This is a genomic window from Mesorhizobium sp. B2-4-15 (genome assembly GCF_006658505.1).
GTDB lineage: Bacteria > Pseudomonadota > Alphaproteobacteria > Rhizobiales > Rhizobiaceae > Mesorhizobium.
Window position 1 is genome coordinate 157933 of record NZ_VFUZ01000007.1, and the last position, 19451, is coordinate 177383.

Annotated in this window: 19 protein-coding genes; 6 read left to right on the forward strand and 13 right to left on the reverse strand. The window is 62.7% G+C overall.

Annotated elements, in window-relative coordinates:
• The first annotated feature begins 105 nt into the window (after positions 1-105).
• A complete protein-coding gene (locus FJ930_RS11035) occupies positions 106-1068 on the forward strand; it encodes a hypothetical protein (protein WP_141837537.1) in 963 nt (320 codons plus the stop codon).
• 79 nt (positions 1069-1147) lie between these two features.
• Here FJ930_RS11035 and FJ930_RS11040 read toward each other — a convergent pair whose 3' ends face one another.
• The 4 genes from FJ930_RS11040 to yidD all read right to left on the reverse strand — a co-directional run bounded on the left by FJ930_RS11040 (position 1148) and on the right by yidD (position 5636).
• The gene (locus FJ930_RS11040; RefSeq protein WP_141837539.1) at positions 1148-2086 is read right to left on the reverse strand and encodes a GNAT family N-acetyltransferase; all 939 of its coding nucleotides are present in this window, start codon (positions 2084-2086) and stop codon (positions 1148-1150) included.
• Between the two features lie 85 nt (positions 2087-2171).
• A complete protein-coding gene (gene thrS / locus FJ930_RS11045) occupies positions 2172-4148 on the reverse strand; it encodes a threonine--tRNA ligase (RefSeq protein ID WP_141837541.1) in 1977 nt (658 codons plus the stop codon).
• Positions 4149-4297: 149 nt separating this feature from the next.
• Positions 4298-5116: a class D beta-lactamase gene (gene blaOXA, locus FJ930_RS11050; RefSeq protein ID WP_140741295.1), complete on the reverse strand. Its 819-nt coding sequence runs from the start codon at positions 5114-5116 to the stop codon at positions 4298-4300.
• Between the two features lie 148 nt (positions 5117-5264).
• The gene (gene yidD, locus FJ930_RS11055) at positions 5265-5636 is read right to left on the reverse strand and encodes a membrane protein insertion efficiency factor YidD (RefSeq protein ID WP_140741175.1); all 372 of its coding nucleotides are present in this window, start codon (positions 5634-5636) and stop codon (positions 5265-5267) included.
• Positions 5637-5970: 334 nt separating this feature from the next.
• On the opposite strand from yidD, the gene FJ930_RS11065 reads away from it, so the two are divergent.
• Entirely contained in the window at positions 5971-6888 is a 918-nt protein-coding gene (locus FJ930_RS11065) for a LysR substrate-binding domain-containing protein (protein ID WP_141837543.1), read from the forward strand.
• 19 nt (positions 6889-6907) lie between these two features.
• Here the strand turns inward: FJ930_RS11065 and FJ930_RS11070 are convergent, their stop codons facing one another.
• Together FJ930_RS11070 and FJ930_RS11075 are read right to left on the reverse strand one after the other, a co-directional pair.
• A complete protein-coding gene (locus FJ930_RS11070; protein ID WP_141837545.1) occupies positions 6908-7285 on the reverse strand; it encodes a cell envelope integrity protein TolA in 378 nt (125 codons plus the stop codon).
• Positions 7286-7365: 80 nt separating this feature from the next.
• Positions 7366-7812, reverse strand: a complete 447-nt coding sequence (locus FJ930_RS11075; protein WP_140741167.1) for an iron-sulfur cluster assembly scaffold protein — start codon at positions 7810-7812, stop codon at positions 7366-7368.
• A gap of 240 nt (positions 7813-8052) precedes the next feature.
• Between FJ930_RS11075 and folE the strand changes: the two genes are divergently transcribed.
• The 3 genes from folE to FJ930_RS11090 all read left to right on the forward strand — a co-directional run bounded on the left by folE (position 8053) and on the right by FJ930_RS11090 (position 10297).
• The gene (gene folE, locus FJ930_RS11080) at positions 8053-8688 is read left to right on the forward strand and encodes a GTP cyclohydrolase I FolE (protein ID WP_140741165.1); all 636 of its coding nucleotides are present in this window, start codon (positions 8053-8055) and stop codon (positions 8686-8688) included.
• Positions 8689-8779: 91 nt separating this feature from the next.
• A complete protein-coding gene (hisI, locus tag FJ930_RS11085) occupies positions 8780-9235 on the forward strand; it encodes a phosphoribosyl-AMP cyclohydrolase (RefSeq protein WP_141837547.1) in 456 nt (151 codons plus the stop codon).
• 87 nt (positions 9236-9322) lie between these two features.
• Complete coding sequence (locus FJ930_RS11090; RefSeq protein WP_181176319.1) at positions 9323-10297, forward strand: patatin family protein; 975 nt, start codon at positions 9323-9325, stop codon at positions 10295-10297.
• 98 nt (positions 10298-10395) lie between these two features.
• On the opposite strand, the gene recJ is transcribed toward FJ930_RS11090, so the two are convergent.
• The 7 genes from recJ to FJ930_RS11125 form a co-directional block, all read right to left on the reverse strand.
• A complete protein-coding gene (gene recJ / locus FJ930_RS11095; RefSeq protein WP_141837549.1) occupies positions 10396-12177 on the reverse strand; it encodes a single-stranded-DNA-specific exonuclease RecJ in 1782 nt (593 codons plus the stop codon).
• Positions 12178-12437: 260 nt separating this feature from the next.
• Positions 12438-13421: a class II fructose-bisphosphatase gene (gene glpX / locus FJ930_RS11100; protein WP_141837551.1), complete on the reverse strand. Its 984-nt coding sequence runs from the start codon at positions 13419-13421 to the stop codon at positions 12438-12440.
• Positions 13422-13636: 215 nt separating this feature from the next.
• Positions 13637-13804: a Thivi_2564 family membrane protein gene (locus FJ930_RS11105; RefSeq protein ID WP_140610153.1), complete on the reverse strand. Its 168-nt coding sequence runs from the start codon at positions 13802-13804 to the stop codon at positions 13637-13639.
• A gap of 68 nt (positions 13805-13872) precedes the next feature.
• Positions 13873-14229 carry a hypothetical protein gene (locus FJ930_RS11110; RefSeq protein ID WP_141837552.1) on the reverse strand — a complete coding sequence of 119 codons (357 nt, stop codon included), beginning with the start codon at positions 14227-14229 and terminating at the stop codon, positions 13873-13875.
• 116 nt (positions 14230-14345) lie between these two features.
• Positions 14346-15659 (reverse strand): homoserine dehydrogenase, encoded by a 1314-nt coding sequence (locus FJ930_RS11115; RefSeq protein WP_140741155.1) that lies wholly within the window; start codon positions 15657-15659, stop codon positions 14346-14348.
• Positions 15660-15701: 42 nt separating this feature from the next.
• On the reverse strand, positions 15702-16919 hold the full coding sequence (locus tag FJ930_RS11120; protein WP_140741153.1) for an LL-diaminopimelate aminotransferase: 1218 nt from the start codon (positions 16917-16919) through the stop codon (positions 15702-15704).
• Between the two features lie 60 nt (positions 16920-16979).
• Complete coding sequence (locus FJ930_RS11125; protein WP_246676868.1) at positions 16980-17249, reverse strand: hypothetical protein; 270 nt, start codon at positions 17247-17249, stop codon at positions 16980-16982.
• A 221-nt stretch (positions 17250-17470) separates the two neighbouring features.
• On the opposite strand from FJ930_RS11125, the gene phaC reads away from it, so the two are divergent.
• Positions 17471-19306 carry a class I poly(R)-hydroxyalkanoic acid synthase gene (phaC, locus tag FJ930_RS11130; protein ID WP_141837556.1) on the forward strand — a complete coding sequence of 612 codons (1836 nt, stop codon included), beginning with the start codon at positions 17471-17473 and terminating at the stop codon, positions 19304-19306.
• Positions 19307-19451 lie beyond the last annotated feature (145 nt).

The following is a 19451-nucleotide window of genomic DNA, read 5'->3' on the forward strand; positions in this document are numbered from 1 at the left end:
CAATTCGGGTGGCTCGGGCAAAGGCGCGCGAGCGCCGGACTGAAGAGTCGCGGATCGGACTCTTAAGCCTTGAAATTGCCACCGCCATGGGCTTCAACGCAAGGCATGTTTGAGGGGCGACTGCGACTTTTCCTGCTTCGGCTCTGTGCCGTGCTGTTCTTGCTGCCGGTCGCCATGGCCGTTGCGCAGGAAAAGGACGGCGTAAGCGACCTCAAACTTCCCGGAATTTCGAGCTATGCGACGCCCAAAGGCGAAACGCCGCTCGCGCTGGGCGGCGGCGGCTCGATCACGCTTTCCGCCCAGCTGACCAACAAGGGCGCCGACATCACCCGGGGCCTCGTCTGGCGCGTCTTCAAGCCTGAAGCCGTCAACGGCAAATTGCCGATGGTGGCTTCCGCCCATGGCGGCAACGCCGTCTTCCAGCTCGAGCCCGGCAGCTACCTGGTTCATGCCTCCTATGGCCGCGCTGGTGCCACCAAACGCATCACTGTCGGCAAGGACGCCAAGCGGGAAAGCCTCGTGCTCGATGCCGGCGGCCTGAAGCTCGACGCGGTTCTGTCCGGTGGCGTACGCATACCGCCGAAGAAGCTGCGCTTCTCGATCTACGAGGGCCATGCCGCACCCAATGGCGACCGCGCGCTGATCATTCCCGATGTCGAGCCCAACAGCGTCGTGCGGCTCAATGCCGGCATCTATCACGTCGTCTCGACCTATGGTGCGGTCAATGCGGTCATCCGCTCCGACATCCGCGTCGAGGCCGGCAAGCTGACCGAGGCCACCGTCGAGCATCACGCCGCCGAAATCACAATGAAGCTGGTGCGCGAAGCCGGCGGTGAAGCCATCGCCGATACGTCGTGGTCGCTGCTCAATGAATCCGGCGATCCGATCAAGGAGACCGTCGGCGCCTTCGCCTCGATGGTGCTGGCCGAGGGCGACTACACCATCATCGCCAAGAACCGCGACCGTATTTATCAAAAGGATTTCACGGTTGTGGGAGGGCAGAACCTGGAGATAGAGGTTCTGGCCACCGAAGCCGCGGCGATGGATCCCGAGGAAGGCGCGGACTAGGGGGGCCGCCGGAATCGCTTGGCCGCGACCATACGGCCGTCCGCATGATATATTAGTGATATATCAAGGCGAAATGTTGCTAAGCGGCCAGTTTGGTCCGTGCGGGCAAAAATGGAATCCGTCGGCGCGGTAAAGGCGGCGCCAGGTCGAAGACGCCGCGATAAAGCCGCTCCAGCAGCGCCTTGCGGTCGCGCAACGGCTCCAGTTCACTCCAGCTCAGCACATCGCCGACACGCACATCGATGGGCCGGCCGGAGAGCCGTGCGAATTCGTGGATGAGCAATGAGGTGCGCAAGGTCAGCGATGTTTTGCCGACGAACTTTGCCACGCGCCCGTCGCGCTCGGCCATGTTCATAGGGCCGCTGACGAGATGGAACAGACGACCGTTCTGTCCGGAGAAATGCATCGGGACGACGGAGGCCTTGGCATCCTGGATCAGCTTGGCAGGGAACATCTTCCATGGCAGGTCGATTGCCCGGCCGAAACCCTTCGGCGCGGTGGCGACGCCGCCGGCGGGAAACACGACGATTGTGACGCCTTCCCTGAGCAACCGCACCGCCTCATGGCGTACCGCCAGATTGTTCTTCAACGCTTCCTTGGTTTCGGAAAAGTCGATCGGCAGCGAATAGGGCTCCATTTCGCGGATCTTGAGCAGGTCCTTGTGGATCATCACCCGGAACGGCCGCCCCAACTGCTCGGCCAGCGAAAGCGCGGCGATGCCGTCGCCGATGCCGAACGGATGATTGGCGACGATCACCAGCGGCGTTTCGGGCAGGTCTTTCGGGGGCCATTGGCCGGCTATTTGCATCCGCACGTCGATCAGCTCGAGCATGCGGCTGAAGATGCGCTCGCCGCTCGGCACCACCTGGCGGCGCCAGAAATCATAGAGCACCGCAAAACGATCGCGGCCTGAAAGGCCTTCGACGGAATGAATGAACCAGCGCGCCAATGCCGGCTGGCGCGGATTGGCGTAGGAAAGCTCGGGAAAGGGTCGTTCGCGCAATTTCAGCTTGAGCATTAGGGCTCGTTACAAGATCGGCGTGACAGGGATGTGAAAATGGCGGTGGATCGCTCCACCGCCATTCAATCGAAAACGTTTTCGTTCAGGCAGCGCGCTTGCGCCGGCGATCGGGTGTGATCGCTTCTTCGCTCAGTTGTGCGATCGCCTGGGCAAGGCCGAGCGATTCCTGATCGCGCGAACCCAGGCGGCGCATGTTGACCGTCTGCTCTTCCGCCTCGCGCTTGCCGCAGACGAGGATGACCGGCACCTTGGCCAGGCTGTGCTCGCGGACTTTGTAGTTGATCTTCTCGTTGCGCAGGTCCGCTTCCGCCGACAAGCCAGCGGCCTTGAGCCTTGCCACCACTTCGGTCGCATATTGGTCGGCGTCCGACGTGATCGTTGCCACCACCACCTGCAACGGTGCGAACCACAGCGGGAAATGGCCGGAATAGTTCTCGATCAGGATGCCGAGGAAGCGCTCCATCGAACCGCAGATGGCACGATGCACCATGACGGGCTGCTTCTTCTCCGAATCCGAGCCGATGTAGAAGGCGCCAAAGCGTTCAGGCAGGTTGAAATCGACCTGCGTCGTGCCGCACTGCCATTCGCGGCCGATGGCATCCTTCAACACATATTCGAACTTCGGCCCGTAGAAGGCGCCCTCGCCCGGATTGATCGAGGTCTTGATCCGGTTGCCGGACCTCGTCCTGATCGTCTCCAGCACGCTGCCCATGATCGCCTCGGCATGGTCCCAGGCTTCGTCGGTGCCGACACGCTTGTCCGGCCGCGTCGACAGCTTCACGCTGATTTCGTCGAAACCGAAATCCGCATAGGTCGACAGGATCAGGTCGTTGATGCGCAGGCACTCCGACGCCAGTTGCTCCTCCGTGCAGAAGATATGCGCATCGTCTTGCGTGAAGCCGCGCACGCGCATCAGCCCGTGCAACGCGCCTGACGGCTCATAACGATGCACATTGCCGAATTCCGCAAGCTTTACGGGCAGATCGCGATAGGACTTCAACCCATGCTTGAAAATCTGCACATGGCCCGGGCAATTCATCGGCTTCAGCGCGAAGATGCGGTCGTCATCGGTGTCATCGCCCGCAACCGTCACCTTGAACATGGCGTCGCGATACCAGCCCCAGTGGCCTGACGTCTCCCACAGGCTCTTGTCGAGCACCTGCGGCGCGTTGACCTCCTGGTAGCCCTGTTCGTCGAGCCGGCGGCGCATGTAGTTGACCAGGTTCTGGAACATCTTCCAGCCCTTGGCGTGCCAGAAGACGACGCCTGGCCCCTCCTCCTGGAAATGGAACAGGTCCATCTCGCGGCCGAGCTTGCGATGGTCGCGCTTCTCGGCCTCCTCCAGCATCGTGTGATAGGCTTCGAGCTGCGCCTGGTCGGCCCAGGCGGTGCCGTAGATGCGCGTCAGCATCGGGTTGTTCGAGTCGCCACGCCAATAAGCGCCGGCCACCTTCATCAGCTTGAAGGCGTTGCCGATCTGACCGGTCGAGGCCATGTGCGGACCACGGCAGAGATCGAACCAGTCGCCTTGCGCATAAATCTTGAGGTCCTGGTCCTCGGGAATGGCGTCGATCAGTTCCAGCTTGTAGCGCTCGCCCTTGTCGGCAAAGATTTTCTTCGCCTTCTCGCGCGACCAGACTTCCTTGGTGAACGGTTTGTTGCGCGCGATGATCTCGCGCATTTTCTTCTCGATCACCGGAAAATCGTCCGGGGTGAACGGCTCGTTGCGGGCGAAGTCGTAGTAGAATCCGTTCTCGATCACCGGCCCGATGGTCACCTGCGTTCCCGGCCATATCTCCTGCACGGCTTCCGCCAGCACGTGCGCGGCATCGTGACGGATGAGTTCCAGCGCACGCGGGTCCTCACGGGTGATGATCTCGACCTTGCCGGACTTGCCGAGCGGATCGCTGAGGTCGCGCACGGTGCCGTCGATGGCATAGGCGACCGCCTTCTTGGCCAGCGACTTCGAGATCGATTCGGCGAGACCGGCACCGGTCATCGCCGCGTCGTATTCGCGGACGGAGCCATCGGGAAATGTTAGGGAAACGGAATTCAGCATTGAAATCTCCTATCCAGTCCCGCAAACGAGCGCGGGTGGTAAAAATGCATGTCGACAGCGGTTCGGGGCTGCGGCGTGCATCAGGTTAGCCGGAGGCGTCCGGCGGCGGCAGTCTTTTATGAGCAGATGCCGCCGCCGTAAAGCCCGGCTCACTGGATCAGTTGTGGCAGGTCCTTCAGGAACGCGGCCCGTGTCGCCAACCCCTTCGGCATCTCAGTCCGTTTGGTGTCGACGACGAGCCGGGCGAACACGATCTGGCGACCATCTTTCTGCGCCCAGCCGACAAACCAGCCGAGCGAGCGCTTGTCCTTGCCACCCTCGCCGAGCCGGGTGCTGCCGGTCTTGCCCTGAACCGCCCAATCGCCAGCCTTGAAGCTCGGTATGATGGCGCGTGTCATTTCATGCGCCTTCGCCGACACCGGCATCTTGCCGGCGAGCACCTGCCGCAGGAAGGCGACCTGTTCGACCGGCGTGATCTGCAGCGAGGAGTTGACCCAGGAACGGGTGAGCCCATCATCCTTGCCGGGATTGCCGGAAACATCGCCGTTGCCATAGTTGAACCTGGATACATAACCGGCAAATTTTTCGCTGCCGAGCCGGCGCGTGATCTCGCGCGAATACCAGAGAACCGAATCGCGTTCCCAGATCACCGGATCGACGGTCTTCTGATCCCGCTTCACCGCATTGAATTCCGGCTTGTAGTCCCAGGCCGGCGTGTGCTCGTCGCTCAGGACGCCCGCATCGTAGCCGATCAGCGAAAGCGGCACCTTGAACGTCGAGGCGGGGCTGAACCGCTGGTCGCACACTCCGTCCTGATAGAGCGTCTTGCCAGTCGCGGCGTCGGCGATCAGCGTGCATTGCACATCCCCCAGCGGCGCCGACTGCGCGCGCATCGGAAACCCCAGCAGCCAGGCCAGCAGGAACAGGACTCCAGCCAGGATAAAAGGAAGACGATCGACATTACGCATTTTTCTGCTCGCTCCAGAAGTGGGTTGCGAGCGGCTTAGCGAGGTCTCTTGTCTCGATTTTGTCTCAAATGCGCAGTCTTTGTGCAGGCTTGCGTTAACCCTACCGGATCGTAAACGTGCGCTGCCACCCAAGGCGCGATCGGCGCAATCATGCCCGCGTTTTGCTGTGCTTGCGGCCGATCCGCCAGTAGCGCCAGGGCATGAACCAGACGTAGCGATCGGCGAGCACTTCCGGCACCAGGTCGATCCCGTGCGTGCCGAATGGCCCGCAGCGCAGCACGCGGAAAAGTCCCATCCAGCCGCCGGCCCACAGGCCATGCCGGGCTATCGCCTCATGCGCGTATTCGGAACAGGTCGGCAGATGCCGGCAGGAATTGCCGATAAAGCCGGACAGCGTCAGCTGGTAGAGCCGCACGAGCGACGTGCCGAGGAGGCGACCGGGCGTCTTGCGCCACGGTCCGGGCCAGTTGCGGCCATGCCTTGCCGGTCCGGCGCTATGTGCATGCCCATGCGGATCCACCGCTGTTCTCCGTATCGCATTTCCACGCGATAGATGTGGGCTTCGTCGCGAGAACGCAATCCCCGCCCCCTATCCGCCGTGCTGTCATGGGCGGGAACGGCGACACGGCTGTCTGTCGACCGGAGGTGTCCATCGCTCAGGGCTGGCAGGCTCTTCGCGGCGCCGTGCACCGGGTCTTTCGTCACGCCACTGAAACGTCGCGATCCGCATGACATCGCCGAAGATGTTCAGGAACTGGATCATGGTCGTATCTCCTTTGACACGATTAGACCGCCGCTGGCCTTGGCCTTCAAACGAGTATAATTTCCACTTCGGATAATCCTGGGTTATGCGAATGAAGCGCGGACGCCTGCCTTTGACGGCATTGCGGAGTTTCGAGGCGGCGGGACGGCACCTGAGCTTCAGCCGGGCCGCGGAGGAGCTTTTCGTCTCGCAAGCGGCGATCAGCCGGCAGATCCGCGAGCTCGAAACTTTTTTGCGCCAGCCCTTGTTCGAGCGTCACCATCGCCGCGTCGAACTGACGGATGCGGGCCGCCGGCTGCTGGGTCAGCTGGTCAGAAGTTTCGACGCCATGGATCGGCTGCTCGGGGAATTGGTGGCGGCCCCGGTGCAGTCCGTGGTTCGCGTCAGTGTCGAGCCGTCCCTTGCATCCGTGTGGCTGGTACCCAGGCTCAACCGGTTTCGCCAATTGCGGCCCGATATCGACGTCTCGCTCGAAGTCGATCCAAGGCTGATCGAGTTTCGCGGCGATCAGCCGGAGCTTGCCTTGCGCTTCAGCGCGCAGGCCACCTCGTGGCCGCGTGCCGAGGCCGAACGGCTTGCCTCGACGGTCGATTCCCCGGTTCTGTCGCCGGCCCTACTCGCCTCGGGCCCTCCCCTGGAGGAGCCGATCGACCTTGCCCGCTACACGCTTTTGCACGAGGAAAATCGTCAGGGTTGGGCGCGCTGGTTCGAAGCGGCCGGCGTACCGCCCGACGCCATACCGGCGCGCGGCCCGATGCTGGCGGATGCGTCGCTGTCGAAGCAGGCTGCCCTGCTCGGACATGGCGTGGCGCTTGGTGACCTCCTGCAGATCAGCGAGGAGATTGCGTCCGGGACGCTGGTCAAGCCGTTCGATATCGACGTCGCATCCGGCGCCTACTGGCTGGTGGCCCGGAGCTTGAGAAATCTGCCGGAGCCGGCCAAGGCTTTTGCCGATTGGGTGAGAAGTGAGTTCGCGGACAGCAGACGAGCGCTGGGAGCAAACGCCTGAGGCGCGTGCACTGCTCCGGCTAATCTGGCTTCTTGCGATATTTCTCCAGGAGTTTTTCGAGATCCTTCTCATCGACCCCCAAGGGCTGATCCGACGTGTCCTCTGCCGGGTTGAAAGTGAGGATGACATCGCGCCACAGATCGTAGTGCGCCGCATAGGGCGTCAGGCCGGGAAACGGCGCGCAGCGGGTGATTGCCCTGGCGGCCGCCTCGGCTACTTTGTCCGGCTGTGACGTGACAGGACCGAGGACTTTTGGCGGGCCGGCGAGCGAACCGTCCTTGTTCAACCTGATCTGGACGCGCGCAATGCTGTGGGTGTTTGCAGGCTGGTTCCAACAGGGCTGGATGGCCTTCATGAGATAGTCGCCGACATCGCGCTGAACGTCCGCCCTGCCCACTCCGCCGCTCGACGCAAATACGACGACAAGGCTCCAGGCAAATAGCAGCCCACGGCAAGTCAGGTCGCGAATTCCCAAGCTCAAGCCGCCTGCTCGGCGCGCTTCTTTTCGATCTGACCGATCGCGTCGACCACGGCGTCGAAGGTCAGCATGGTCGAGGCATGCCGCGCCTTGTAGTCGCGCACCGGCTCCAGATATTTGAGGTCGGCGAAGCGCCCCTCCGGCGGTTCGCCGTTTTCCTTCAGCATCTTCAGCATCGTATCGCGCACCGCGCGCAACTCCTCGGCACTCGCGCCGACGACATGCTGCGCCATGATCGAGGACGACGCCTGGCCAAGTGCGCAGGCCTTCACGTCATGGGCGAAGTCTGTAACCACGCCGTCCGCCATCTTGAGGTCGACGGTGACCGTCGAACCGCACAGCTTGGAATGCGCCTTTGCGGTTGCGTCAGGATGATCGAGCCGGCCGATGCGGGCGATGTTTCCGGCAAAACCGAGAATTTTCGCGTTGTAGACGTCGTTGATCATTATTTTCCAATCCGTCGCCGCCCAGCGAACAGCGATTGCCGCTGCCGCGTCTTCCTTTCGCTCGCTACGGTCTTATATAATGCTGGCAATCCGGTAACGACAAGGCGACGAACGCCGCTGTCCTGGCCGGGAAGTTCACGCCGCTTACGGGGCTGGAAACGGGGCGAGTTTCCGACACCGAAAGGTCGTGGTCCGTTCAACTCGTTCCTCCTGAGAGAGGAACTACGGGAGACGCCTTTTATGGATGCCGTCATCAAGAAACTCATGCCTCAGTCCGCCTACATGGAAAAACCGGTCACCGACCGGCCAAGCGAAGCCGAGGTCGAGGCCGCCGTTCGCACTTTGCTGCGCTGGACCGGCGACAATCCGAACCGCGAGGGGCTGATCGACACGCCCAAACGCGTGGCCAAGGCCTTCCGCGAGATGTTCGGCGGCTACGACATGTGCCCGGCGGAGGAACTCGGCCGCACGTTCGAGGAAGTCGCCGGCTATGATGACCTCGTCATCGTAAAGGATATCCAGTTCCATTCGCATTGCGAGCACCACATGGTGCCGATCATCGGCAAGGCGCATGTCGGCTATCTGCCGGATGGCAAGGTCGTCGGCCTGTCGAAGATCGCGCGCGTCGTCGATATCTTTGCCCATCGCCTGCAGACGCAGGAAGCGCTGACCGCGCAGATCGCCGGCGTTATCCAGGATGTGCTCAACCCTCGCGGCGTCGCCGTCATGATCGAGGCGGAGCACATGTGCATGGCCATGCGCGGCATCCGCAAGCAGGGCTCCACCACACTCACCTCCACCTTCACCGGCGTCTTCAAGGACACGCCCGAGGAGCAGGTTCGTTTTGTCACCATGGTGCGTGGCGGCGGGGCATAACGCCTAGGCCGATATCGCTAGACCATGATCCCGAAACGTGGGAACCGGTTTTCCGGATAAGATCATGGTCAAACAGGAAAATACATCGGTGATGTCGGCACTGGAATTTCCGAAAGCTTCGTCAGACAAGAAGGCCTTGGAAGAAGGCGCGGTGTTTTCACCGCGCTTCGACACTGCCGGCCTTGTGACCGTCGTCGTCACCGATGCCGAAGACGGGATGCTGCTGATGGTCGCGCACATGAACGCACAGGCATTGGCGCTGACCCTGGAGAGTGGCGTCGCCCACTACTGGTCGCGCTCGCGCAATGCGCTTTGGAAAAAGGGCGAAACCTCGGGCAATTTCCAGCATGTCATCGAGATGCGCACCGACTGCGACCAGGATGCATTGTGGCTCCGCGTGAAAGTGTTGGGCCACGACGCAACCTGTCACACCGGCCGGCGTTCATGCTTTTATCGGACGGTGGGGCTGGTCGACGGTAAGGGGACGCTTGCCGACGACGGCAGCAAGCCGCTGTTCGATGCGCAAACCACGTATCGAAAGACCTGAGCTTGAACCTTCTGCCTCATACCAACCACACAGATTCATCCTTTCGATACGGCCCGTCCGTATATTAGCCTTGGGACAAGGGAGATCATGATGCTCGAGTGGGCGTCATTGCGGAACAGACCAGACGTCAGGGAGGCCAACGGCCTGTCCTCTCCCGGCGGCGCATCCGAAACGAAATCTCCCAGGAAAACAGGAATTTCGCTCGCCCTGGGCGGTGGCTGCGCCAGAGGCTGGGCCCATATCGGCGTGCTGCGCGCGCTCGATGAGGCGGGCATCGAAGTCTCGATGATCGCCGGCACCTCGATCGGCGCGCTGGTCGGCGGCTGTTATCTCGCCGGCAAACTGGATGAGCTGGAAGAGTTCGCCCGCAGCCTCACCAGGCGGCGCATCTTCGGCCTGCTCGATCTCAATCTGCGCGGCAGCGGCCTCTTCGGCGGCATGAAGCTGGACGCACGTCTGCGTGAGCATGTGGCGGGTGTCCGGTTCGAAGACCTGCCCAAGCCATTCGTCTGTGTCACATCGGAAATCCGCACCGGCCACGAAATCTGGCTGTCGAGCGGCTCGCTGATCACGGCCATGCGCGCATCCTATGCACTGCCTGGCGTGTTCGAGCCGGTGAATTGCAACGGCCGTGTGCTGGTCGACGGAGCGTTGGTCAATCCGGTGCCGGTATCGGTCTGCCGCGCCTACGAGCAGCCTCTCGTCGTCGCGGTCAACCTGCATTACGATTTGTTCGGCCGCGCCGCTGTCATAAAGCACAGTGCCGGCGAATTGGTCATCGAGAAGGACGCGCCGCGCGCCGGTCAATTCGATCCTGAGCATCAGTCGCATCAGACGCGCCTCGGCATCACGGGCGTCATGGTCGAGGCCTTCAACATCATCCAGGACCGCATCTCGCGCGCCAGGCTTGCCGGCGATCCGCCTGACATGTCGCTGCAGCCCAAGCTCAGCCATATCGGCCTCACCGAATTCCATCGCGCCGACGAGGCGATCCAACTCGGCTACCAGGCGACCATGGCGCAGATCGGCGAACTGACCCGGCTGCAGTCGGTTCTGGCCTAGAGTTATCCCTTCGAGATGCCTGCTATGCCGTTCAATGTTGACGGAGGGTGACGCTGCTTTGCTATGCATTGGCCAGCTGAGTTCCGCGGCTCGGGCGGTTACGCCCGCGCCGCATCGATAATGCGAAATTGCACCGAGCGGCTGCCGTTCCAGTAATTGCCTGACAGCGAGCCGGCGACATGCACGGCCTTGCCCCGGTTCTTGAACAGGAATTCGCCAAGCGCCGTGTCGACGGCGCGAAAGGCGATCGCCTGAATGCGTCCGCCACTCTCCGACTGCAGCTCCGCGCGGATGTGGTTGGTGCCGACTGGCCTGATATCGGCCAGCCGATGGCGCGGCATGGCAAAAACCGGCGCGACATGCCCGGCGCCGAAGGGCCCCGCTCTTTCCAGAGTATCGAGCAGACTGAGCGTCGCACCTTCCGCGGCAAGCGCGCCATCGATCGCCAGGCTTTCCTCGTCTTGCAGCCGAAACACGTCGGCAGCCGCCCGTTCTTCGAAAAACGCCCTGAGTTCGCCGAGCCTGACACGCTCAACGGTGATGCCGGCCGCCATGCCATGGCCGCCGCCCTTGACGATCAGCCCGGCGTCGGCGGCTTCGCGAACCAATCTCCCAAGATCGAAGCCCGAAACCGAACGGCCCGACCCGGTACCGGTGCCGTTGGCGTTGAAAGCGATGGCGAAGGCTGGCCGGCGCGCATGATCCTTCAGCCGCGAGGCAAGCAGGCCGACAATGCCGGGATGCCAGTTGTTGCTGGCGGTGACGACGATCGCCGGGCCGTTGCCACCCGCAAGCTCGGCATCGGCCTCGGCCCGCGCCGCGGCCAGCATCTCCTGCTCCATCAGCTGCCGCTCCTGGTTCAGCCGGTCGAGCGTTTCGGCAATGGTCCCCGCCTCGACCGGATCGTCTGTCGCAAGCAGCCGGCTGCCGAGAGCCGCGTCGCCGATGCGGCCGCCGGCATTGATGCGCGGACCGATCAGATAGGCGAGATGGAAGGTGCTGATCGGTTCGCCGATCCGCGACACCCGCGCCAATGCGGCCAGCCCTTCATTCCTCTGTTGGCGCGCCATCTGCAGGCCCTTGACGACGAAAGCCCGGTTGACGCCGGTGAGCGGCACCACGTCGCAGACGGTGGCAAGCGCCACGAGATCGAGCAGCGAAAGCAGGTCCGGCTGCGTGGCATCGGTCAGGCCGCGCAGCACCCTCGCCGTCTGCACCAGGGCCAGGAAGACCACGCCCGCGGCACAGAGATGGCCCTGCCCCGAAAGGTCGTCGTCGCGGTTTGGATTGACGACCGCAATTGCGGCCGGCAAGGCGCCGCCGACCTGATGGTGGTCGAGCACCACGACATCGGCGCCAGCCGCATTGGCCGCGTCGACGGAAACGGCGCTGTTGGTGCCGCAATCGACAGTGACGATGAGGGTCGCGCCGCGTGAGACGAGCTCGCGCATGGCATCGGGATTGGGACCATAGCCCTCGAAGATACGATCCGGGATATAGATCTCCGACGGCACGGAGAAATGCGTCAGGAACCGCTTCAGCAAGGCCGACGAGGCGGCACCGTCGACATCGTAATCGCCGAAGATCGCGACCTTTTCCCGCGCCATCACCGCTGCCGCGATGCGGATGGCGGCTCTGTCCATGTCCGTCAGCGAGGCCGGATCCGGCAACAGGTCGCGGATCGTCGGATCGAGGAACCGCTCGGTCTGCTCGGCGGTGACGCCGCGTCCGGCCAGGACGCGCGCGACGATATCGGGCACGCCATGGCCCTGCGCGATGGCAAGCGCGATCATGTCCTGCCGTTCGGTCAGCCGGTGCTCCCAGGAGAGACCGGTAGCCGACTGCCTGACATCGAGGAAAAGACGCCTTTCGCCCATCATGCGCTTTGCCAACTCACGGTTGGCCGCAGGATAGGCCAAAGGCCAAGCGGTTCAGGATGGTACGCCGTCGCGGGAGATCTCAAGAAGAACTACGCTTTCCGCCTTTCAGCCGCGCACCGAAACCATTGGCCGACCGCACCACTCGCCGGCCCCTCAAATCAGGGCCGCGCGGCGGTTGAACGGTCTTATCGTTAACCCTTGCCGCCACCGTCGGCAGCAGCCGAATGGCTAACAACTGTGATGCGGCTTCGCAAGCGGGTCTAGAACTTATCCAGATCCTGGTGCCGGGCCTTGATCTCCCGCACGGTCCGCGATGACGAGCGCAGCACGATCGTATGAGTGGTGATGTAGGTGCGGCCGAACTTGACCCCCGCCAGCATGTTGCCATCGGTGACGCCGGTGGCCGCGAACAGCACGTCGCCGCGCGCCATGTCCTCCGCCCGGTAGACCCGCTTCGGATTGGAAATGCCCATCTTGGCGGCGCGTGAGACCTTCTCCGGCGTATCGAGGATCAGCCGGCCCTGCATCTGGCCGCCGGTGCAGCGCAGTGCGGCGGCCGCCAGCACGCCTTCCGGCGCGCCGCCAGTGCCGAGATAGATATCGATGCCGGTCTCGTCGGGATCGGTGGTGTGGATGACGCCGGCAACGTCGCCATCGCCGATCAGCCGGATCGCGGCTCCCGTGGCACGCACGGCGTCGATCAGCCTGGCGTGGCGTGGCCGGTCGAGAATACAGGCCGTGATGTCTGACACCGTGACGCCCTTGGCCCTGGCCAGGCTGGCGATGTTTTCGGCCGGCGAGGCATCGATGTCGATGACGCCTTCGGCATAGCCCGGCCCAATGGCGATCTTGTCCATATAGACGTCGGGAGCGAACAGCAGGCTGCCCTTCTCCGCGATCGCGATGACGGCGAGCGCATTCGGCAGGTTCTTGGCGCAGATCGTCGTGCCTTCCAGCGGATCGAGCGCGATATCGACCGCCGGGCCTTTACCGGTGCCGACCTCCTCGCCGATGTAAAGCATCGGCGCTTCGTCCCGCTCACCCTCGCCGATCACCACAGTGCCTTTGATGGCAAGCCGGTTGAGTTCCTGGCGCATGGCATCGACCGCGACCTGGTCGGCGGCTTTCTCGTCGCCGCGGCCACGCAGCCTGGCGGCCGCGACCGCGGCCCGTTCGGTGACGCGCACCAGCTCCATGGTGAGTATCCGGTCAAGGCCGGCGACAATGTTCTGGGCCACATTCATTGGGAGAAATCCTCGTTCGAATACCACCTCCCGCCGGAGGCGGACCTGTTTTGTCAAACGAGCATGACAACGGCAAGACCTGCCGGACGTTTTATCGAAAGACAAGCAATATCAATCGATTAAACCACATTTTTGAAACGAGGTTAAACCACATCTTTGAAACGAGGTGAGCCCGGCGCGGCAGAACCGAGCCCACATAAAACGCGAAACTGGCCCTAGAAAACCGCGAGATATCTGAGCAGCGAAACGATGCCGATGATGATGACGATAATCTGGACGATCTGTCTCATCCTGGCATCGAGCGGCAGGCGCTGAACCAGATAGAGGACCAGAATGATGACCAGGAACGTGATCAGTATGCCGATCAACACGGATGACGCCATGGTGCCCCTCCTTGAAAATCAATTCCTGAAATCGGGAAACCGAGCCGGCGACGTCGGCTCAGTGTTGCTCAATACCAGCGGCGCGACGTATCGTTCATCGACTGGCCGACAGCAAGCCCGGCCAGAAAGCCGAGCAGCCCGATCATGCCGACAACAGCGGTCGTCGTGCCCGGGTTTTCGCGTGCGACGTCTGACACCGCCTGGGCCTGGCTGCGCAGCTGCTGCGCTGTTCGCGACGCACGGGCCGCGGCCGTCTCGTAGAAGTCCGAAGCCTGCTCGCTGGCGTCATCCAGCATTTCCGCGCCGCGCGCCGAAATGCTCTTGTTGATCTTGGTGATCTCCCTGCGCAGTTCGGCGATCTGCTTTTCCAGCGTCTTCTGGATGTCGTCGATATTCGGGCTGTCGGACTTGTTGGTGTCGGCCATCAAACGGCTCCCTTGGTTGTTGACCAAGAGAACGGCGCCGGCGCGGTTTCGTTCCGGCCGATCACGGCTATCTGCGAAGTAACGCCGGCGTGGCCCCGCCCGACGGCGCTCGGGCGCTACCCTGCCCGCTCGATGCGGATGACCTGCGGCTTGTCGGTCAGGTGGCCATCCTTGGTGATACCGTCGACGGCCTTGCGCACGGCGGCCTCGGTGGTCTCGTGGGTCACGAGGATGACCGTCTTCTGCGCCGCGGCCTCGCCGCTGACCGCATGCTGGACGATCGATTCCAGTGAAATGTCGTTGTCGGCCATGCGCTTGGCGATGGCGGCAAACACACCGATGCGGTCATGGACGGTCAGCCGGATGAAGTAGCCGCCCTCATGGCTGCGCATCTGCGCTTTCTTGTAGGGTTTCAGCTCCTTCGCTGGCCGGCCGAAGACAGGGCCGTGCTGGAAGCCTGGGCGGCTCTTGGCGATGTCGGCGACGTCGCCAATGACGGCCGAGGCGGTGGCATTGCCACCAGCGCCGGGGCCTGAAAGCAACAGTTCGCCAAGGATGTCGGTTTCGATCGCCACCGCATTGGTGACGCCATGCACCTGCGCGATGACAGAGGCCGTCGGCACCATGGTCGGGTGGACGCGCTGCTCGATGCCGCTTTCGGTGCGCTGCGCGACGCCGAGCAGCTTGATCCGGTAGCCGAGATCGCCCGCCGCCCGGATATCGGCCTGGGTGATGTTGGAAATGCCTTCCATGTAGATGTCGTTGGCGGCGATCTTCGTGCCGAAGGCAAGGCTGGTCAGGATCGACAGCTTGTGCGCGGTGTCGTGGCCCTCGATGTCGAAGGTCGGATCGGCTTCGGCGTAGCCGAGCCGCTGTGCGTCCTTCAGGCAGGCGTCGAACGAGATACCTTCGGCCTCCATGCGCGTCAGGATATAGTTGCAGGTGCCGTTGAGGATGCCGAACACGCGGGTGACCGAATTGCCGGCCATCGCCTCGCGCATCGTCTTGATGACAGGAATGCCGCCTGCCACCGCTGCTTCATAGTTGAGCAGCACACCTTTCTTCTCGGCGATTTCGGCAAGTGCCACGCCATGTTTGGCGAGCAGCGCCTTGTTGGCGGTGACGACGTGGCGGCCGGCTTCGAGCGCTGCCTTCACCGACGAGCGCGCCGGCCCCTCATCGCCACCGATCAGCTCGACGAACACATCGATGTCGGCGGTCTGCGCCATCTTGACCGGGTCGTCGAACCATGTCGCCGAACCGAGATCGACGCCACGGTCGCGCTTCTGGTCGCGCGCCGACACCGCGGTGACGGTGATGTCGCGCCCGCATTGTCGGGTCAGTTCCGCTGCCTTGTCGCGCAGCACGCGCGCCACCGACGCACCGACCGTGCCAAGTCCGGCAATTCCAACACGCAGTGCTTCAGCCATAGCCGGCGATGTCCCTCAAGTCAGATCGAAATTATTTACGGCTTACCGGTGGGCGGACAGCGGCACCACATTGTTGGGCTGCTTGGCGCTGGTCGACAGGAAGCGCTTGATGTTGCGCGCCGCCTGGCGGATCCGGTGCTCGTTCTCGACCAGCGCCACGCGCACGAAATCGTCGCCATGTTCGCCGAAGCCGACACCGGGCGCCACGGCCACATCAGCGTGTTCGATGAGCAGCTTGGAGAATTCGAGCGAGCCGAGATGACGGAAAGGTTCGGGGATCGGCGCCCAGGCGAACATCGAGGCGGCCGGGGCCGGAATGGTCCAGCCGGCGCGACCGAAGGCATCGACCATCACGTCGCGGCGCTTGTGGTAGATGTCACGCACCTCGGCGATATCGGCGCCGTCGCCGTTGAGCGCATGTGCCGCCGCCACCTGGATCGGCGTGAAGGCGCCGTAGTCGAGATAGGATTTCACCCGGGTCAGCGCCGAGATCAGCCGCTCGTTGCCGACGGCAAAGCCCATGCGCCAGCCAGGCATGGAGAAGGTCTTCGACATCGAGGTGAACTCGACGCAGATATCGATGGCGCCTGGCACCTGCAGCACCGAAGGCGGCGGATTGCCGTCGAAATAGATCTCCGAATAGGCGAGGTCGGACAGGATGATGATGTCGTTCTTCTTCGCGAATGCCACCACGTCCTTGTAGAAATCGAGCGAAGCGACCAGCGCCGTCGGGTTCGACGGATAGTTGAGGATCAGCGCTAGCGGCTTCGGGATCGAATGGCGGATGCCCCGCTCGACCGCCGGAATGAAGCCGTCATCGGGCTCGACCTGCAGCGAACGGATGACGCCGCCCGACATGATGAAGCCGAAGGCATGGATCGGATAGGTCGGATTGGGGCACAGAATGACGTCGCCGGGCGCGGTGATCGCCTGCGCCATGTTGGCGAAGCCTTCCTTCGAGCCAAGCGTGGCCACCACCTGCGTGTCGGGGTCGAGCTTCACGCCGAAGCGGCGCTGATAGTAGGCCGCCTGGGCCCGGCGCAGGCCCGGAATGCCGCGCGAGGAAGAATAACGATGCGTGCGCGGATCGCGCACCACTTCGCACAATTTGTCGACGATCGCCTTGGGTGTCGGCAGGTCCGGATTGCCCATGCCGAGGTCGATGATGTCGGCACCGCGCGAGCGGGCGCTGGCCTTGAGCCGGTTGACCTGCTCGAAAACATAGGGCGGAAGGCGGCGGACCTTGTGAAATTCTTCCATGACGGTTCCAGACATCGAAAGAGCCCAGACATTCAGGGGCGTTGGGCGCGCGCTATATACTCATTTGCAGGTAGGGTCGAGGGCGGGGTCGCATTTGCCTTCGATCTGCTTCAGCGTCTGGGGGCCATGCTGCTTGGCCAGATTCGTCAGCGCCGCCTGATTGGTGACCTTTGGGGCGCCCCCTTTTGGCGCTTGTGCGTTCTCGTCGGCCTTCAGTTCAGCGAGTTTCGCATTCCTCTCGGCTTCGGTGAACTGTTTGTTCGCCACCTTCGGCGGGATGTTCAGATTCGGAAAGGTGCCGGTATCCTTCGGGCCCGCATCCTCGGCCATCGGCACCGGACCGCTGGTATTCGTGCTCGAACACCCGGCAACCCCAATGAGGAAGATTGCCGCACCGATGCGGCAAAAGTGACCGGCGCCGAAAAAAACAGTCTCGCCAATGTTAATCGTCATATTGTTTCCTTGGCAGCCGATGTAGAGCGACGTTGGACCCGGTCGGAGGTCCCATGGTAATATGTCAAGAAAACGCTTCGGGAGGAACCCCGCGCACCATGTCCAAGACACCCGATTCGGGCAAAGCGGAAGATGGCGGACCTTCGACCGTCGAGCAATATCTGGTGAAAGATCCGGAGCGCTTCGCGTTGAATATGGCGCGCATGGTCGAGCAGGCCGGCAAGGCGGCATCCGCCTGGGCCGAGCCGCGCGAACGCGGCGAGGTGCGTGACCACGTCGCCGAACCGGTCGTCGACATGGTCAAGACGTTCTCCAAGCTCAGCGAATACTGGCTTGCCGACCCGCAGCGCGCGCTCGAAGCGCAGACGCGGCTGTTCGCCGGCTATATGACTGTGTGGGCGAACGCCATCCAGCGCGTCAGCCCCAACGCCGAAGGTCCCGACGATGCCGTCAAGCCCGAGCTTGGCGACAAGCGCTTCCAGGATCCGGAATGGGGCCGCAATGCCTTCTTCGATTTCCTCAAGCAGGCCTATCTCGTCACCTCGCGCTGGGCGTCCGAACTGGTCGAGCACGCCGAAGGTCTGGACGAGCACACCCGCCACAAGGCGAGCTTCTACGTCAAGCAGGTGTCCAACGCCATCTCGCCGTCGAATTTCATTCTGACCAACCCGGAGCTGTTTCGCGAAACCGTGGCCTCCAACGGCGAGAACCTGGTGCGCGGCATGAAGATGCTGGCCGAGGACATCGCCGCCGGCAAGGGCGACCTGAAGCTGCGCCAGGCCGATTATTCTCCCTTCGAGATCGGCAAGAACATCGCCACCACGCCCGGCAAGGTCGTCGGCCGCAGCGATGTCGCGGAGATCATCCAGTATGAGCCGGTGACCGAGACGGTGCTGAAACGCCCGCTGCTGATCTGCCCGCCGTGGATCAACAAGTTCTACATACTCGACCTCAACCCGCAGAAATCCTTCATCCGCTGGGCGATCGAGCAGGGCCACACCGTCTTCGTCATCTCCTGGATCAATCCGGACGAGCGTCACGGTGCCAAGAACTGGGAAGCCTACATCAGGGAAGGATTGCAATACGGCCTCGACACGATCGAGAAAGCCATAGGCGAACGGGATGTCAACGCGATCGGCTACTGCGTCGGCGGCACGCTGCTGGCGGCGGCATTGGCGCTGATGGCCAAGGAAGGCGACGACCGCATCAAGTCGGCGACCTTTTTCACCACCCAGGTCGACTTCACCTATGCCGGCGACCTGAAAGTGTTCGTCGACGAGGAACAGGTCGCGGCGGTGGAAAAGTCGATGAATGAAAAGGGCTATCTCGACGGCACCAAGATGGCGACCGCCTTCAACATGCTGCGCTCCGGCGACCTGATCTGGCCCTATGTCGTCAACAACTATATGCGCGGCAAGGAACCCCTGCCCTTCGACCTGCTCTACTGGAATGCCGATTCGACCCGCATGGCGGCGGCCAATCACTCCTTCTACCTGCGCAACTGCTATCTCGAGAACAACCTCTCGCGCGGCACGATGGAACTGGCGGGGCACACGGTCTCGCTCGGCGATGTCACCATCCCGATCTACAACCTCGCCTCCAGGGAGGATCATATCGCGCCGGCGCTGTCCGTCTTCCTCGGCTCTAAATATTTCGGCGGCAAGGTCGAGTATGTGATGGCGGGCTCTGGCCATATCGCAGGCGTCGTCAATCCGCCCGCCTCCAACAAATACCAGTACTGGACCGGCGGCGCGCCGATCGGTGACTTCGACCAATGGATAGCCAGGGCAACCGACCATCCCGGATCCTGGTGGCCGCATTGGCAAAGCTGGATAGAGGCCAAGGACAACACCCGCGTGCCGGCCCGCAAACCTGGCAAGCATATGAAAACCTTGGGCGATGCGCCTGGCACCTATGTCAAGGTGCGTGTGTAACCGACTGTAATGTCTGGTGAGTTGACGGGCCCGTAAAAGCGGGCGAAATGGTGTCGTCAACCATCAAGCAGCCGTAATTCGGCAATCACTGCAAAAAAATTTTCAAGCTTGCGGATTTGACACAGGTCTCGTTTCCGGATCGGAG

What these genes read in the sequence shown, in the direction of transcription:
- FJ930_RS11035 (WP_141837537.1), top strand. Translation starts at nt 106, where the DNA reads ATGTTTGAGGGGCGACTGCGACTTTTCCTGCTTCGGCTCTGTGCCGTG.
- FJ930_RS11040 (WP_141837539.1), bottom strand. Translation starts at nt 2,086, where the DNA reads ATGCTCAAGCTGAAATTGCGCGAACGACCCTTTCCCGAGCTTTCCTAC.
- thrS (WP_141837541.1), bottom strand. Translation starts at nt 4,148, where the DNA reads ATGCTGAATTCCGTTTCCCTAACATTTCCCGATGGCTCCGTCCGCGAA.
- blaOXA (WP_140741295.1), bottom strand. Translation starts at nt 5,116, where the DNA reads ATGCGTAATGTCGATCGTCTTCCTTTTATCCTGGCTGGAGTCCTGTTC.
- FJ930_RS11065 (WP_141837543.1), top strand. Translation starts at nt 5,971, where the DNA reads ATGAAGCGCGGACGCCTGCCTTTGACGGCATTGCGGAGTTTCGAGGCG.
- FJ930_RS11075 (WP_140741167.1), bottom strand. Translation starts at nt 7,812, where the DNA reads ATGATCAACGACGTCTACAACGCGAAAATTCTCGGTTTTGCCGGAAAC.
- folE (WP_140741165.1), top strand. Translation starts at nt 8,053, where the DNA reads ATGGATGCCGTCATCAAGAAACTCATGCCTCAGTCCGCCTACATGGAA.
- hisI (WP_141837547.1), top strand. Translation starts at nt 8,780, where the DNA reads ATGTCGGCACTGGAATTTCCGAAAGCTTCGTCAGACAAGAAGGCCTTG.
- FJ930_RS11090 (WP_181176319.1), top strand. Translation starts at nt 9,323, where the DNA reads ATGATGCTCGAGTGGGCGTCATTGCGGAACAGACCAGACGTCAGGGAG.
- recJ (WP_141837549.1), bottom strand. Translation starts at nt 12,177, where the DNA reads ATGATGGGCGAAAGGCGTCTTTTCCTCGATGTCAGGCAGTCGGCTACC.
- glpX (WP_141837551.1), bottom strand. Translation starts at nt 13,421, where the DNA reads ATGAATGTGGCCCAGAACATTGTCGCCGGCCTTGACCGGATACTCACC.
- FJ930_RS11105 (WP_140610153.1), bottom strand. Translation starts at nt 13,804, where the DNA reads ATGGCGTCATCCGTGTTGATCGGCATACTGATCACGTTCCTGGTCATC.
- FJ930_RS11110 (WP_141837552.1), bottom strand. Translation starts at nt 14,229, where the DNA reads ATGGCCGACACCAACAAGTCCGACAGCCCGAATATCGACGACATCCAG.
- FJ930_RS11115 (WP_140741155.1), bottom strand. Translation starts at nt 15,659, where the DNA reads ATGGCTGAAGCACTGCGTGTTGGAATTGCCGGACTTGGCACGGTCGGT.
- FJ930_RS11120 (WP_140741153.1), bottom strand. Translation starts at nt 16,919, where the DNA reads ATGGAAGAATTTCACAAGGTCCGCCGCCTTCCGCCCTATGTTTTCGAG.
- FJ930_RS11125 (WP_246676868.1), bottom strand. Translation starts at nt 17,249, where the DNA reads ATGGCCGAGGATGCGGGCCCGAAGGATACCGGCACCTTTCCGAATCTG.
- phaC (WP_141837556.1), top strand. Translation starts at nt 17,471, where the DNA reads ATGTCCAAGACACCCGATTCGGGCAAAGCGGAAGATGGCGGACCTTCG.